The sequence below is a fragment of the Nocardioides aequoreus genome (assembly GCF_000720335.1).
GTDB classification, from domain to species: domain Bacteria; phylum Actinomycetota; class Actinomycetes; order Propionibacteriales; family Nocardioidaceae; genus Marmoricola; species Marmoricola aequoreus.
On sequence record NZ_JOJN01000008.1, the window covers coordinates 51,761 to 65,975 of the forward strand.

A 14,215-nucleotide genomic window follows, 5' to 3' on the forward strand; every position below is an offset into this window, starting at 1 on the left:
GCGGCGGTCAGGCGAGGCGCTCCAGCACGAGCGCCATGCCCTGGCCGCCGCCGACGCACATCGTGATCAGACCGGTGGACTTGTCGTGCCAGTCCAGCGAGTTGAGCATCGTGTTCTGCAGCCGGGCGCCGGTCATGCCGAAGGGGTGACCGACGGCGATCGCGCCGCCGTTGACGTTGAGCCGGTCGAGGTCGACGCCGAGGTCCTGGTAGGACGGCACGACCTGGGCCGCGAAGGCCTCGTTGATCTCGACGAGGTCGATGTCGCCGATGCTCATGCCCGCGAGTGCCAGCGCGCGCTTGCTCGCCTCGACCGGCCCCAGCCCCATGATCTCGGGCGAGAGCGCGCTCACCCCGGTCGAGACCACCCGCGCCAGCGGCGTCAGGCCGAGCTCGGCCGCCTTGGTGTCGCTCATGACCACCACGGCCGCGGCGCCGTCGTTGAGCGCGCAGCAGTTGCCCGCGGTGACCACGCCGTCGGGGCGGAAGACCGGCTTCAGCCCGGCGACGGACTCGTAGGTGACGCCCGCTCGGGGGCCGTCGTCGGCGGTCACCAGGGTGCCGTCGGGCGTGGTGACCGGCGTGATCTCGCGCTCCCAGAAGCCGGAGGCGATCGCCTGCTCGGCGAGGTTCTGGCTGCGCACGCCGAACTCGTCGAGCTCCTGGCGTGACAGGCCGCGCAGCGAGGCGAGGTTCTCGGCCGTCTGGCCCATCGCGATGTAGACGTCGGGCAGCAGGCCGTCCTCGCGCGGGTCGTGCCACACCGAGCCGCCCTGCGCCTGCTCGGCGGTGCGCGACTGGGCGTCGTCGAAGGCGTGGTTAACCGTGTCGGGGATGTGGTCGGAGGTGCCCTTGGCGAAGCGCGACACCGTCTCGACGCCCGCGGAGACGACCACGTCGGCCTCGCCGGCCTTGATGGCGTGGAAGGCCATGCGCGTGGTCTGCACCGAGGAGGAGCAGTAGCGGGTGATGGTGGCTCCCGGCACGGTGTCGAGCCCGAGCAGCGTCGTCACGACCCGCGCCATGTTGAAGCCCGACTCGCCGCCGGGCAGGCCGCACCCGAGCAGCAGGTCGTCGATGGTCGTGGGGTCGAGCGCGGGGATCTTGTCGAGCGCCGCGCGCACCGCGAGCGCCGTGAGGTCGTCGGGCCGGAAGTCCTTCAGCGATCCCTTGCCGGCGCGACCGATGGGGGTGCGGGCGGTGGAGACGATGACGGCCTCGGGCATGGGGGGACTCCTCGGGTCGGCGGCGTACTACCGGTCGGTAGTCGCCGGCCAGCCTAGACCTGCGACCATCGGCGCATGAGCTTCGCCCAGCCGGCTCCCTTCGACCCCCACGACCGATCGGTCGACGTCGAGCGACGCTTCGGCGACATGGACGCCCTGGGCCACGTCAACAACGTGCGCTACCTCGACTACCTGACCGAGGGACGTGAGAGCTGGCTGGGCGACTACGACGTGCCCGAGGACCAGGTGCGTTGTCGTGCCCACCGGATCGCCTTCGCGGCGCCCATGGTCTTCGCCAGGGCCGACGCGGAGGTCCGGACCAGCGTCGTCGCCGTCGACGGCGACGAGGTGCGGCTGGCGCAGGTGCTGATCACCCGGCGCCACGTCGGCGACGCGCCGCTGGTGCACGTGCGGTCCGAGAGCACGCTCGAGGTGGCGGACGCCGCCTCCCTGCGCGAGCTCCGGGCGTACGCCGACCCCGCCCGCGCCCACGAGTGGCGCGAGGTGGTCACCACCGGCGGTCCGCCCCGCGCCGAGCAGCCGGTGACCGTGCGCTCCCGCGACCTCGGCGTCACGGGCGTCGCGCGTGACGACGCGGTCATGGAGTGGTTCCAGGAGGCGCGGGTGCGCTACTTCATGGACCTGCACACCCTGGGCGAGGAGTGGGGTGCCGTCGTGGTCGCCCGGCTCGACCTCGACCTGCTGCGCGACGTACGCCGTGACGACGCTGTCGCCGTGCGCACCTGGGTCGCCCACCTCGGACGCACGTCGTTCACCGTGAACGCCGACCTGGTCGACGACACCGGCGAGGTGCGGGCACGCGCCACGGCGGTGGCGGTCAGCTTCGACCCCGCGACCCAGCGTCCGGCGCCGCTGGCCGCGGCCCACCGGGCCCGCCTGGAGCAGGAGCTCGCGGACTCCTAGCGGGCCGAGAGGTCGTCCATCGTGTTGACCATGAACTGGGCGGCGTGGGTGACGTAGTCCCAGAACTGCTGGTCCTGCTCCGGCGTCAGGTCGCTCGCGTCGAGGGCGGCGCGGAAGTGGCGCAGCCAGTGCTCGGCGGCCGTCGGCGTCACCGCGAAGGGAGCGTGGCGCATCCGCAGCCGCGGGTGACCACGGCGCTCGGAGTACGTCGTGGGGCCGCCCCAGTACTGCTCGAGGAACGAGGCGAAGCGGTCCTCGGCCGGGCCGAGGTCCTCCTCGGGGTACATCGGTCGCAGCACCTCGTCGCCGGCGACCCCCTCGTAGAAGCGGTGCACGATCGCGCGGATGGTGGCGCTGCCGCCGATCTCGTCGTAGAACGTGCTCACGGGTCCCATTGTGGGGGGCGGCCCGTGAGCGCGGGGGCGCGGGTGGGGCAGCCTGCTCAGCGCAGCGAGACGACGTAGCGCCGCGCCCGGGAGAGGTTGCGGAGCCCCGCCTCCCAGGTGATGCCGGCGACGAGCAGCACGGCGCCGACCAGCCCGATGGCCATCCAGCGGGGCACGGCGTCGGCCACCGGCCCGAGGTGGCGCAGGACCAGCAGCCCGGTGGCCAGCGCACCGACGACGAAGGGGGCGGAGAGCCGACCCAGGACGCCGACGGCGAGCGCCGCCAGCGAGCCGGCGGCCACCAGGGCGCCGCGGACCGACACCGGGTCGGGCAGGCAGAGCAGCAGGCTCGGGGCGAGGGACAGGGCGAGACCGGGCCCCAGTGCCGTGGCGCTGCCCAGCTCCGGGTCGCGGCGGAGCCGGAGCGCACCGCCGACCAGGAGCACGGCACCGATCGGCAGCGAGGCGAGCTCGGGTGCCTCGAGACCCGCGAGGCCACGCCACAGCAGCGCGAGCAGGCCCACCGCCAGGGCGAGCCAGCCGAGGGTCGCCCGGTCGCGCTGCCACACCGACGACACGGCGACCGCGGTGCCGACGACCGTGAGCACGAGGGCGCCGTCGGCGTCGCCGACCGTGGCGAGGGCGGCCAGGGTGAGCGGCACGGCGGCGAGCTCGAGGGTCAGCCGCGAGGCCGGCTGGCGGGTGGCGACGCGCGCGGCGAGCAGCAGCGCGGCGGCGTACGCCGCCAGCACCAGCGCCCGGGCGCCGCTGTCGGCCCCGAGCCAGGTGCCCCACTGGTGCAGCGCCCCGGCGCCGACGAGCACGGCGAGGCCGAGCAGCAGGGCCCCCGACACCGTGGCGCCGGCACGGTCGCGCGCCACCCCGGCGGCGGCCACCGGGACCGCCAGCGCGGTGAGCACCATCGCGATCAGCAGCTCCGAGCCGCTGGCCAGGGCGAGCCAGGTGACCAAGCCGCCGACCCACAGGGTCGCGCCGGAGGCGAGCACGGCCGCGGCGGGACGCTGGCGGAACCACCAGGCCGACCAGCCGGTCGCCCCGGCAGCGAGGAGCCCGGCGAGGACCGCGGCCCACAGCGGCACCCCGGTGGCGAGCACGGCGTCCCAGCCGCCGAGGGCGAGCGCGGCCACGCCGGCGGACACCGCGACGTCCTGGCGCAGGCCGGCGTCGCCGCGTGCGCGGCCGTCGGCGTGGACGCCGAGCAGGCCGGGCCCGCGCACCCCGACCAGGGCAGCCACGGAGAGAGCGGCCACGACGCCGTGGACCAGCCACACGAGGGGGTGCACGTCGCCCGCGGGAGCCAGCCGGGCCCCGGGCGTCAGCTCCACGGCCCCGTCCAGCAGCGCGCCCCTGACCACCCCGCCGGCCTGTCCCAGCAGCGCGCCGACCAGCCCCAGGGAGCCGAGGACGGCCAGCGGCGCCGCGGCCCGGGCCCACACGGTGGCAGCGAGGACGAGCAGGGCGAGCAGCAGCAGCTGGCCCGCCGCGGCGAGCAGGGCGCGCAGGTCGGGGGAGTCGGTGACCGCCGGCGAGGTGACGAGCAGCAGCAGGGCGACGAGCGCGCCGGTGGCGGCCACGCTGCGCGCGACGGCCACGGTGCCGTCGGCGAACCGACCGGCCAGCAGGCGGCGCGGCGCCTGCGCGACCGCCGCGGCGTACGCCGCTGCCACGACCAGGCCCCACCACCACAGCCAGCCTGGGTCGTCGTCGACGCCGGCACTGACGGACTCGACGACCACGAGCAGCAGCCAGGCGCCCACGGCCAGCAGCAGCGACCCGGCGGCCGACCACGGCAGCCGCAGCCGCTCCAGCACCCAGGCGACGGCCAGGAGCACGCCCACGAGCACCGCCGCCGCTGGCGCCGGGTCGTCACGGCCGAGGAGCTGCGCCACGCTCAGGGCGGCCACCCCGAGCACGGCCACCACCTGGGGGGTGACCAGCGTGCGGCACGGGGTGCGCCGCGCCCAGGCCGCCGCGGCCGCCCCGAGCACCAGCAGCGCCGCTCCCACGACGCTGCTGGTCCAGCGGCCCGAGAGGTCGGTGACGAGCAGGTCGGCCGCCGAGGCGGCGTACAGGTCGAGCGCGAGGGTGACGCCGACGACCAGCCAGAGCGTCTCGGCGGAGGCGCGCAGGCCACGCACGGTGACCAGCACGGCGCTGAGTCCGAGCAGCAGGGTCAGGACCAGCATCACCAGGCTCCGGCCCCACAGCCCCAGCACGTCCCAGGCGACTCCCAGGAAGATCGCGGCGAAGACGACCAGGCACAGTCCACCGAGCGAGAGCAGGACGACCGGGACCGACGCCGCCGCGAGGCCACGGCGGGGCGAGGCGGGCTCGTCAGGGCGCGGAGGTGCGCTCGGGTACGGCGCCGGGGCGGGCGCTGGAGCGGGCGTCGGGGGGACCGGTGTCGAGGGGACGGGGGGCGAGGGGACGGGCGCGGGCGGCGAGGTGACGGACGCGGGTGCGGGGGTGGCGGGAGGCACCGTCGCTGCCTGCCGCAGCCGGGAGACGAGCCGGTCGGCGGTGAGCATGGTCTGCCACAGCTCGGCGGCGACCGGGCCCCGGAGCCGCAGGCCGCAGTCGGGGCAGGTGCCGGCGGCGTCGAGCGCGGCGCGGCAGTCCGGGCAGATCGTGGGGTCCGCGAGTCGGCTCATGCCACCGATGATCGTGGGTCGCGGGCCCCCTGGCCTCGGTCGGCACGCTCAACGTGCCTGAGTAGGCCTACTCAGTGCCGCGCTGGGGCGCCTGCGACTCGTTGCTGTCGCCGGTGGCCCGGGTGCTCTCGGCGCCGGGCGGCTGCTGCCACACCATCCGCTGGGGCAGCACCATCTCGATGCCCTCGTGGTCGAAGCGCGCCTTGATCCGCTGCCGCATCTCGCGGGCGACGGCCCACTGCTCCAGCGGCGCCGTCTTCAGCGTGACCCGGACCACGACGCCCTGCGGGCCGAGGTCCTGCACGCCCCACACCTCGGGCTCCTCGATGACGACGTCACGGAAGTCCTCGTCGCCCCAGAGGTCGTGCGCGACCTCCGAGAGCACGCGCTTGACCCGCACCAGGTCCTCGCCGTAGCCGACGGTGACGTCGAGCACGGTGCGCGCCCAGTTCTGGCTCTGGTTGCCGACCCGCAGGATCTCGCCGTTGCGGACGTACCAGACCGTGCCGTCGACGTCGCGCACGCGCGTCACGCGCAGCCCGACCGCCTCCACGGTGCCGATCGCCTCGCCGAGGTCGACGGCGTCGCCGACGCCGTACTGGTCCTCGATCATCATCATCACGCCGGAGAGGAAGTCCTTGACGAGGTTCTGCGCGCCGAAGCCGATGGCCAGGCCGAGCACGCCGGCGCTCGCCAGGATGGGGGCGACGTCCATCCCGACCTCGGAGAGCACCATCACGAAGGCGACGCCGAAGACCACGGTGGTGGTGATGCTCTTGAGCAGGGTGCCGAGGCTGCGGGCTCGCTGGGCGCGCCGGGTGTTGGTGTGCGGACGGCCCGGGAGCGGCGTGCTCTCGGCGCGGGCGATGACCCGGTCGATGGCCTTGCTCGCGACCCACCGGATCAGCGCGGCGACGAGCAGGATGCCGAGGATCTTCGACGGCACCCCGATCAGCCAGGTGGCGACGCCGGCGGCGGTCTCGTTGCCGGTCCAGCTCAGCACCGCGTCGCAGGTCAGGCTCTCGTCGCGGTCGCACCTCGCCAGTCCGGGCGGCACGGGCACCTCGACGAGCAGGGGGACGCGGAGCCAGCCCAGGAGCGGGCCCAGCAGCGAGGCCAGCAGGGAGATCGGGACGGTCGCGGCGGGGGTGAGGAGGTCGGGGATCGGGCCCAGGGGGAGCTCAGGCATGCCCGCGAGGCTACGAGGACGCCTGCGCGAGACCAAAGCGCGCGCGGGCTATCCTTCCTGTGTGTTCACTCACGAGCGCCCGACCCCCGCCCGCCGTCGTGCCCGAGGGCTGCGTGCCGGCCTCACGGCCACCGCCACGACGCTCGTGCTGGCCGCCTCGGCGGCGCCCGCCGCGGCCGACACCCCGACCGCCTGGGAGCAGCCGCCGGAGGTCTCCGTGCTGGGCTTCCTGCTCGTGCTGGTGATCCTCCCGGTCGGCCTCGCGCTCGTCATCGCGCTGCTCTCGGTCCTCCCGTCGCTGGCCGGCGACAAGGACTACGAGGGAGGCGGCTGGCGCGGCGACGCGGAGTGGTTCGGCGCACCGACCAAGGGCGTCGGCGCAGCCGACTCCGTCACCCCGGAGCAGCTCGAGGCGAGCAGCAAGGGCTCCGGGGGCACCAGTGCCAGCTGGTGAGCTGAGCGCTCGCCAGCAGGCCGAGATCGACCGGGCGATGCGCCGGGCCGAGACCACCTGCCGCTTCGAGTTCTCGGTCTTCGTCGGCCACGCCCAGGGTCCCTCGCGCGACTACGCCCGGCGGCTGCACGCCGCCCTGACCAGCCCCGCCCGCAGCGTGCTGGTGATGGTCGACCCCGCGGCGCGGGTGCTCGAGATCGTCACGGGGGCCGAGGTGCGCCACGCGCTCGACGACGACGCCGTCGGCCTCGCTGCCTCCGGCATGCAGTCGGCCTTCGCCGAGGGCGACCTCGTCGGCGGGCTCACCGACGGCATCGGTCGGCTCGCCGACGCCGCCTCCCGCTCGCGCGCCTGACGGGGGGGCCGGGCCCCGGCCCGCCCTTCGAGAGACGTCGTCAGGTGCCTTCGTCAGGAGGCGTCGCAGGCCTGGGCGGCGAGGTAGCGCTCCACGTCGGCAGCACCCTCGCGCACGTAGCGCTGCGCGGCGGGGTCGGCGTCGGTCTCGCGGAGCCACTGCGTCACGCGCTCCAGCAGCGCCGCTGAGGCGAGCGGCCGGGGGAAGAGTCCCTCCAGGGCGGTCGACGCACGCTGCGTGCCCTTTTCCTCCCACAGCGTCGCGGCGGCCTCGAGGTAGCGCTCGACGTACGGCGCGAGCACCTCCTCCTGCCCCGGCTGCATGAAGGCCATGACCGTGCTGCGCTGCGTCTCGTTCGGGACGTCGTCGCGCACCACCGCCATCTCCCACGCCTCGGCCTTGGCCTCCGCGGTGGGTCGCGCGGCGCGGGCGGAAGCCGCCCGCTGCTGGCCGGAGATGGTCTGGTCGGCGGCCGCCTCCTGCTCGATGCGGTCGGCGTCGACCCGGCCCTCCCGGGCCAGGGCGCTGAGCAGCGTCCAGCGGATGTCGGCGTCGATGGTGAGCCCGGGCAGCGAGCCCGTGCCCTCCAGCAGCGAGGCCAGCAGGTCGAGCGCCGCCTCGGAGTGGGCTGCGCCGGCCAGGGCGCGCAGGAAGGTCAGCTGCTGGTCGCTGCCGGCCTCGGCCTGCTCGAGCAGCGCGCGCAGCCCCTGCTCCCACCGGGCGCGCAGCTGCGGCCGGTACGCGGGGTCGGAGAGGTGGGCCACGGCCTGCGCGGCGTACGCCGGGATCCGGCTGGAGCCGGTGGGGTCGGTCTCGGCCGCGATGTTGCCGAGCACGAGCTCGACGAAGTCGCGGGCCCGCATCTCGGCGTCTCGGGTCATGTCCCAGGCGGCGGTCCAGCACAGCGCGCGGGACAGCGAGTCGTCGAGCCGGGAGAGCCCGGCGACGACGGTGGCCAGCGACCGCTCGTCGAGCCGGATCTTGGCGTAGGTCAGGTCGCCGTCGTTGAGCAGCAGCAGGTCGGGCTGCCGCTCGCCGACCAGGTCGGGGATCGAGGTCGACTCGCCGTGCACGTCGACCTCGACGGCCGTGCGCCGCACCAGGTGCTCGCCCCCCTCGCCGTCCGGCACGGCGTCGTAGAGGCCGATGCCGAGGCGGTGGCGCCGCAGCGTCGGGTGCTCGACCGAGGCGCTCTGGATCACCGCGAAGGAGGTGTAGCGGCCCTCGGCGTCGAGGTCGAAGCGCGGGGTGAGCGTGTTGACGCCGCTGGTCTGCAGCCACTCCTTGGCCCACGAGTCGAGCTCGCGACCCGAGGGGCCCTCGAGGGCCCGGAGCAGGTCGCCGAACTCGGTGTTGCCGAAGGCGTGGTCGCGGAAGTAGTCGCGCAGGCCCACCAGGAAGTTGTCGAGCCCCACCCAGGCGACGAGCTGCTTGAGCACCGAGGCGCCCTTGGCGTAGGTGATGCCGTCGAAGTTGACCTCCACGGCCCGCAGGTCGTGGTTGTCGGCCGCGATCGGGTGGGTGCTGGGCAGCTGGTCCTGGCGCAGCGCCCAGTTCTTGCGCACGTTGGCGAAGCCGGTCCAGGCCTCGTCGAACTCGGTGGCCTCGACGGCCGCCTGGTGGCAGGCCCACTCGGCGAAGGACTCGTTGAGCCAGAGGTCGTCCCACCAGGTCATGGTCACCAGGTCGCCGAACCACATGTGGGCCATCTCGTGCAGGATCACGGTCGCGCGGAACTCGTAGAACGAGGCGTCCTGGCGGCCGCGCGGCAGGTACTCGTCGCGCAGCGTCACGGCGCCGGCGTTCTCCATCGCGCCCATGTTGTACTCCGGCACGTAGAGCTGGTCGTACTTGCCGAAGGGGTACGCCATGTCGAAGGCGTCCTCGAAGTAGGCGAAGCCCTGGCGGGTGACCTCGACCAGCTTGTCGACGTCGAGGTAGGGCACGAGGGACTGCCGGCAGTAGTGGCCGAGCGGGATCTCCTCGAAGCGCCCCCGGTAGACGTCGTGCGTCGCGTGGTACTCGCCGGCGATGATCGCGGTGATGTAGGTCGACATCGGCAGCGTCTCGGCGAAGCGCCAGACGGCGACGCCGTCACCGGCCGGCTCGGGCTCGGGGGTGGGGGAGTTGGAGACCACGGTCCACGAGTCGGGCGCCGTGACCGCGAAGCCGAAGCGGCTCTTGAGGTCGGGCTGCTCGAAGGTGGTGAAGACGCGTCGTGCGTCGGGCACCTCGAACTGGGAGTAGGTGTAGACGCGGTCGTCGACGGGGTCGACGAAGCGGTGCAGGCCCTCGCCGGTGCGCGAGTAGGGCAGCGACGCCGCGACGACCAGCTCGTTGTCGGCGGCCAGGTCGGTCAGCGCGATCCGGCCGTCGGCGTACGCCGTCGGGTCGAGCCGGCGCCCGTTGAGGGTCATCTCGGGCGACTCGGCGCCGACGAGGTCGGCGAAGGTCTCGGCCCCGGGCTCGCTGCAGCGGAAGCGCAGCGTCGTGGTGGAGCCGAAGTGGGTCTCTCCGGTGGTGAGGTCGAGCTCGACGGTGTAGGAGTCGACGTCCAGCAGGCGGGCGCGGGTGCGCGCCTCGTCGCGGGTCAGGTTGGTGCCAGGCATGCCGATGATCATGTCATCACCCGGGCCGCGGGAATGCCGGGCCCGGAGGGGTACTTGGACCAACCATGAGCACCGACACCGCATCCCCCGAGACAAGCCCCGGGTCCACCGCGTCCAAGGACGTCGCCGACTTCTGGTTCGACCCCCGCTGTCCCTTCGCCTGGATCACCTCGCGCTGGATCCTCGAGGTCGAGCAGGTGCGCGACATCGAGGTGCGCTGGCACGTCATGAGCCTGGCCTACCTCAACCAGGACAAGGACATCCCCGACGACTACCGCGAGATGCTCAAGACGGCGTGGGGCCCCGTCCGCGTGTGCATCAAGGCGGCGCAGGAGCACGGCGACGAGGTGCTCGCCCCGCTCTACACCGCCTTCGGCACCCGGATCCACGTCCAGCAGCAGGAGTTCGACCGCCAGGTCGGCGTCGACGCCCTCGCGGACGCAGGCCTGCCCGCCGAGCTCATCGAGGCGTGGGACGACAGCTCGCTCGACGAGGCGGTGGCCACGAGCCACCACGAGGGCATGGACGCCGTCGGCGACGACGTGGGCACGCCGACGATCCACGTCAACGGCACCGCCTTCTTCGGCCCGGTGATCACCAAGGCGCCCCGTGGCGAGGAGGCAGGGCAGCTCTGGGACGGCATCGTGCAGGCCGCCGCCTATCCCTTCTTCTTCGAGCTCAAGCGCAGCCGCAGCGCCGACCTCGACTTCAGCTGAGCCCCGCCGGGGGCGGCCCGGCGCCTACGCGCGCCGGAAGCCGCCCTCGGTGTCCAGCACCTGGCCGACCACCCAGCGGCCCTCGTCGGAGACGAGCCACGCCACGAGCCGCGCGGGGTCGTCGGGCTCGCCGAAGCGGCCCGCCGGGAAGTGGGCGCGGACCCACTCCAGCTGCTCGGGCCGGTCGCTGGTGTCGGCCGACAGGTAGCCCGTGTCGACCGGTCCCGGGTTGACGGTGTTGAGCAGGATGCCGCGGTCGACCAGCTCGTCGGCCACGGTCGCGGTCACCCCGGCCAGCGCGGCCTTCGAGGCGGCGTACGCGACCTCCCCGCGCATCGGGCCGAGGCCCTGGCCCGAGGTCAGCCACACCACGCGCCCGCCGGCGCGCCCGTCGTGACGGCGGGCGAAGGCGGCGGTGAGGAGCAGCGTCGCGCGGGTGTTGACCTGCCAGTGGCCGTCGAGCGTCTCCGGCGTCTGCTCGAGCAGCGAGCCGTCGCCGCCGCTGCGGGCGTGGTTGCAGACCAGCACGTCGAGATGACCCAGGCGTGCGGCGGCGTGCGCCACCAGCCGCTCGGCGGCGTCGGGCTCGGCCAGGTCGGCCTCCAGGTCGGTCAGCACGGCGCTGGGGGCGAGGTGCTCCCGGAGCGCGTCGAGGGCCGCGGCGGTGTCGTCGGCACCCCACGGCTGCGCCGCGTCGTGCGCGGCGAGGTGCTGCACGCACAGGCTCGCCCCCATGTCGGCCAGCCGGGTCGCGATGGCGTGCCCGATGCCGCCACGGCGGGCAGCACCGGTGACGAGTGCGCTGCGCCCGGCGAGCGGGAGCGTCTCGTGGGCGGTCACAGGCCACACGTCGCGTGCAGCGTGCCGCGCTCGTCGTGGTGCAGGAGCAGCAGGTCGTCCTCGGCGATCAGGGTGCTCACGGGTCCACCGTAGGAATCCCGGTCGAGGCAGCGCCAGCGAGATCACTAACCTCTCCTGCATGACACATGTCCTGTCCGCCGTCGCCTGGCCCTACGCCAACGGCCCGCGTCACATCGGGCACGTCGCCGGCTTCGGCGTGCCCTCCGACGTCTTCAGCAGGTACATGCGGATGGCCGGCCACGACGTGCTGATGGTCTCCGGCACCGACGAGCACGGCACCCCGATCCTGATCGCCGCCGACGAGGCGGGGATCACGCCCCAGGAGCTGGCCGACCGCAACCACCGGGTGATCGCCGAGGACCTCGTCGCCCTCGGGGTGTCCTACGACCTCTACACGCGCACCACGACGCGCAACCACACCGCCGTCGTGCAGGAGCTCTTCACCGGCGTCCACGCCAACGGCTACTTCCTGGAGCAGACGACCTACGGCGCGATCTCGCCGTCGACCGGGCGCACGCTGCCCGACCGCTACATCGAGGGCACCTGTCCGATCTGCGGCTACGACAAGGCCCGCGGCGACCAGTGCGACAACTGCGGCAACCAGCTCGACCCCGCCGACCTGAAGGACCCCCGGTCGCGGATCAACGGCGAGACCCCGGAGTTCGTCGAGACCCAGCACTTCTTCCTCGACCTGCCCGCCGTGGCCGAGGCGCTCGGCCGCTGGCTCGACGAGCGGGAGGCCAGCGGGCTGTGGCGCCCCAACGTGATCCGCTTCTCCAAGAACATCCTGGAGGACATCCGCCCGCGGGCGATGACGCGCGACATCGACTGGGGCATCCCGGTGCCGCTCGACGGCTGGCGCGACAACCCCACCAAGCGCCTCTACGTGTGGTTCGACGCCGTCATCGGCTACCTCTCGGCCAGCATCGAGTGGGCCCGCCGCACCGGCGACCCCGAGCGCTGGCGCGAGTGGTGGGGCGACCCGGAGGCCCTGTCGTACTACTTCATGGGCAAGGACAACATCACCTTCCACAGCCAGATCTGGCCCGGGGAGCTGCTGGCGTACTCCGGCCTGGGCGACAAGGGCGGGGAGCCGGGGGAGTACGGCGTGCTCAACCTGCCGACCGAGGTGGTCTCGAGCGAGTTCCTGACCATGGAGGGCAGGAAGTTCTCCTCCTCCCAGCGCGTCGTGATCTACGTGCGCGACCTGCTCAGCCGCTACCAGCCCGACGCCTTCCGCTACTTCGTGGCCGCGGCCGGGCCGGAGAACCAGGACAGCGACTTCACCTGGGCGGAGTTCGTGCGGCGCACCAACGACGAGCTGGTCGCCGGCTGGGGCAACCTGGTCAACCGCACCGCCTCGATGATCGCCAAGAGCTTCGGCGAGATCCCCGAGGCGGGCGAGCTCACCGCCGCCGACCAGGCCCTGCTCGACCGCGTCGGCGCGACCTTCGAGACGGTGGGCGACCTGATCGGCCGGCACCGGCAGAAAGCCGCCGTCGGCGAGGCGATGAGGGCCGTGGCCGACGTCAACCGCTACGTCACCGACACCGCGCCGTGGACCCTCAAGAGCGACGACCAGCGCGAGCGGCTCGCGACCGTCCTGCGGGTCACGGCGCAGTGCGTCGCCGACCTCAACGTCGTGCTCTCGCCCTTCCTGCCCTTCTCGGCCAACGCCGTGCACGCCGTGCTCGGCGGCACCGGGAGCGTGCAGCCGATGCCCTCGCTGGTCGAGGTCGACGACCTCGACGGGGGAGCGGGCTACCCCGTCATCACCGGCGACTACACCGGGGCCGCCCCGTGGCGGCGGGTCGAGCTCGTGACCGGCACGCCGGTCGCCCGGCCCACCCCGGTCTTCGTCAAGCTCGACCCGTCGGTCGTCGACGAGGAGCTCGCCCGGCTGGCGTCGTCGTGAGCGAGGTGCTGTGGCCGCAGGCGCGCGCCCAGGTCGAGGCAGCGGCGGGGGAGCCCCCGCCGACCGCCGCCGACGTCGCACGGCGACGCGAGGAGGCCCGAGCGGCGGCCGCCGCCGAGCCCCGCGTCCCCGTCGCCCGGGTCGAGGACGTCGTCGCCGACGGCGTGCCCTGCCGGCTCTACGTGCCCGAGTCCGCCCGCCCGGGAGCGGTCGTGCACCTGCACGGCGGCGGCTTCGTCTTCCACGACGTCGAGGTGCACGACAACGCCGCGCGGCGACTGGCGGTCGCCAGCGGCGTCGCCGTGCTCAGCGTCGACTACCGCCGGCCGCCCGAGCACCCCTTCCCGGCGGCGGCCGACGACGCCGCGGCCGTCGTCCGCTGGGCCCGCGACGGCTTCGCCGGGCCGCTCTACGCCCACGGCGACAGCGCCGGCGCCAACCTCGCCCTCGTCGCCGCACTGCGCCACCCCGGCACGCTCGCCGCGCTCGCGCTCACCTACCCCTTCCTCGACCCGCGCGCCGAGGGGGCGTCGTACGCCCTGGAGGACGTCGGCTTCCGGCCGGCCGAGGCCGCTTGGTACTGGGAGCAGTACGCCGCCTCGCCGGCGGACCTCGACGACCCCGACCTCGCGCCCCTCCGCTCCTCCGACGAGCGGCTGGCCACGCTGCCGCCCACGCTGGTGACGACCGCCGAGGGCGACCCCCTGCGCGACGAGGGCGAGCTGCTGGCGCGCCGCCTCGCCGGTCTCGGCGTGCGGGTCACCGCGACCCGCTACCTCGGCCAGGTGCACGGCTTCTGGCGCCACCCCGCGGTCTTCGACGCCGCCGATCCGCTGACCGCCCAGGTCGCGGGCTTCCTCGGGCTGCACCGGGGCGGTCGCTGACCCCGTGCTCCGGCTCCCCGGTCCG

At 74.1% G+C, this 14,215-nt stretch carries 12 protein-coding genes; 6 read left to right on the top strand and 6 right to left on the bottom strand.

The annotated features are described in order from the left end of the window. Window positions 1-7: 7 nt before the first annotated feature. Entirely contained in the window at window positions 8-1,225 is a 1,218-nt protein-coding gene (locus IG63_RS0115375; RefSeq protein WP_030485240.1) for an acetyl-CoA C-acetyltransferase, read from the bottom strand. 75 nt (window positions 1,226-1,300) lie between these two features. Here IG63_RS0115375 and IG63_RS21680 point away from each other — a divergent pair, with 75 nt between their 5' ends. Further along, the gene (locus IG63_RS21680) at window positions 1,301-2,149 is read left to right on the top strand and encodes an acyl-CoA thioesterase (RefSeq protein ID WP_051706955.1); all 849 of its coding nucleotides are present in this window, start codon (window positions 1,301-1,303) and stop codon (window positions 2,147-2,149) included. Here the strand turns inward: IG63_RS21680 and IG63_RS0115385 are convergent. From IG63_RS0115385 to IG63_RS0115395, 3 genes are all read right to left on the bottom strand, one after another. Further along, window positions 2,146-2,544 carry a globin gene (locus IG63_RS0115385; protein WP_030485242.1) on the bottom strand — a complete coding sequence of 133 codons (399 nt, stop codon included), beginning with the start codon at window positions 2,542-2,544 and terminating at the stop codon, window positions 2,146-2,148. The genes IG63_RS21680 and IG63_RS0115385 overlap by 4 nt on opposite strands. Window positions 2,545-2,591: 47 nt before the next feature. Further along, entirely contained in the window at window positions 2,592-5,207 is a 2,616-nt protein-coding gene (locus IG63_RS0115390) for an SCO7613 C-terminal domain-containing membrane protein (RefSeq protein ID WP_030485243.1), read from the bottom strand. A 67-nt stretch (window positions 5,208-5,274) separates the two neighbouring features. Further along, window positions 5,275-6,396: a mechanosensitive ion channel family protein gene (locus IG63_RS0115395; protein WP_084597235.1), complete on the bottom strand. Its 1,122-nt coding sequence runs from the start codon at window positions 6,394-6,396 to the stop codon at window positions 5,275-5,277. Window positions 6,397-6,457: 61 nt separating this feature from the next. Between IG63_RS0115395 and IG63_RS0115400 the strand changes: the two genes are divergently transcribed. Further along, a complete protein-coding gene (locus tag IG63_RS0115400; protein WP_030485245.1) occupies window positions 6,458-6,850 on the top strand; it encodes a hypothetical protein in 393 nt (130 codons plus the stop codon). After that, the gene (locus tag IG63_RS0115405) at window positions 6,837-7,205 is read left to right on the top strand and encodes a DUF5130 family protein (protein ID WP_030485246.1); all 369 of its coding nucleotides are present in this window, start codon (window positions 6,837-6,839) and stop codon (window positions 7,203-7,205) included. Before IG63_RS0115400 ends, IG63_RS0115405 begins: the two co-directional genes overlap by 14 nt. Before the next feature lie 53 nt (window positions 7,206-7,258). Here the strand turns inward: IG63_RS0115405 and pepN are convergent, their stop codons facing one another. Further along, window positions 7,259-9,814 carry an aminopeptidase N gene (pepN, locus tag IG63_RS0115410; RefSeq protein ID WP_030485247.1) on the bottom strand — a complete coding sequence of 852 codons (2,556 nt, stop codon included), beginning with the start codon at window positions 9,812-9,814 and terminating at the stop codon, window positions 7,259-7,261. Window positions 9,815-9,879: 65 nt separating this feature from the next. On the opposite strand from pepN, the gene IG63_RS0115415 reads away from it, so the two are divergent. Then, on the top strand, window positions 9,880-10,530 hold the full coding sequence (locus tag IG63_RS0115415; RefSeq protein ID WP_030485248.1) for a mycothiol-dependent nitroreductase Rv2466c family protein: 651 nt from the start codon (window positions 9,880-9,882) through the stop codon (window positions 10,528-10,530). 24 nt (window positions 10,531-10,554) lie between these two features. Here IG63_RS0115415 and IG63_RS0115420 read toward each other — a convergent pair whose 3' ends face one another. Next, window positions 10,555-11,370: an SDR family oxidoreductase gene (locus tag IG63_RS0115420; protein ID WP_245604458.1), complete on the bottom strand. Its 816-nt coding sequence runs from the start codon at window positions 11,368-11,370 to the stop codon at window positions 10,555-10,557. Between the two features lie 139 nt (window positions 11,371-11,509). Here IG63_RS0115420 and metG point away from each other — a divergent pair, with 139 nt between their 5' ends. Both metG and IG63_RS0115435 read left to right on the top strand, forming a co-directional pair. Then, a complete protein-coding gene (metG, locus tag IG63_RS0115430) occupies window positions 11,510-13,306 on the top strand; it encodes a methionine--tRNA ligase (RefSeq protein ID WP_030485250.1) in 1,797 nt (598 codons plus the stop codon). Beyond that, entirely contained in the window at window positions 13,303-14,190 is an 888-nt protein-coding gene (locus tag IG63_RS0115435) for an alpha/beta hydrolase (protein WP_245604459.1), read from the top strand. The genes metG and IG63_RS0115435 overlap by 4 nt, the downstream gene beginning before the upstream one ends. Window positions 14,191-14,215 lie beyond the last annotated feature (25 nt).

What these genes read in the sequence shown, in the direction of transcription:
- IG63_RS21680 (WP_051706955.1), top strand. Translation starts at nt 1,301, where the DNA reads ATGAGCTTCGCCCAGCCGGCTCCCTTCGACCCCCACGACCGATCGGTC.
- pepN (WP_030485247.1), bottom strand. Translation starts at nt 9,814, where the DNA reads ATGCCTGGCACCAACCTGACCCGCGACGAGGCGCGCACCCGCGCCCGC.
- IG63_RS0115415 (WP_030485248.1), top strand. Translation starts at nt 9,880, where the DNA reads ATGAGCACCGACACCGCATCCCCCGAGACAAGCCCCGGGTCCACCGCG.
- metG (WP_030485250.1), top strand. Translation starts at nt 11,510, where the DNA reads ATGACACATGTCCTGTCCGCCGTCGCCTGGCCCTACGCCAACGGCCCG.
- IG63_RS0115395 (WP_084597235.1), bottom strand. Translation starts at nt 6,396, where the DNA reads ATGCCTGAGCTCCCCCTGGGCCCGATCCCCGACCTCCTCACCCCCGCC.
- IG63_RS0115385 (WP_030485242.1), bottom strand. Translation starts at nt 2,544, where the DNA reads ATGGGACCCGTGAGCACGTTCTACGACGAGATCGGCGGCAGCGCCACC.
- IG63_RS0115375 (WP_030485240.1), bottom strand. Translation starts at nt 1,225, where the DNA reads ATGCCCGAGGCCGTCATCGTCTCCACCGCCCGCACCCCCATCGGTCGC.
- IG63_RS0115390 (WP_030485243.1), bottom strand. Translation starts at nt 5,207, where the DNA reads ATGAGCCGACTCGCGGACCCCACGATCTGCCCGGACTGCCGCGCCGCG.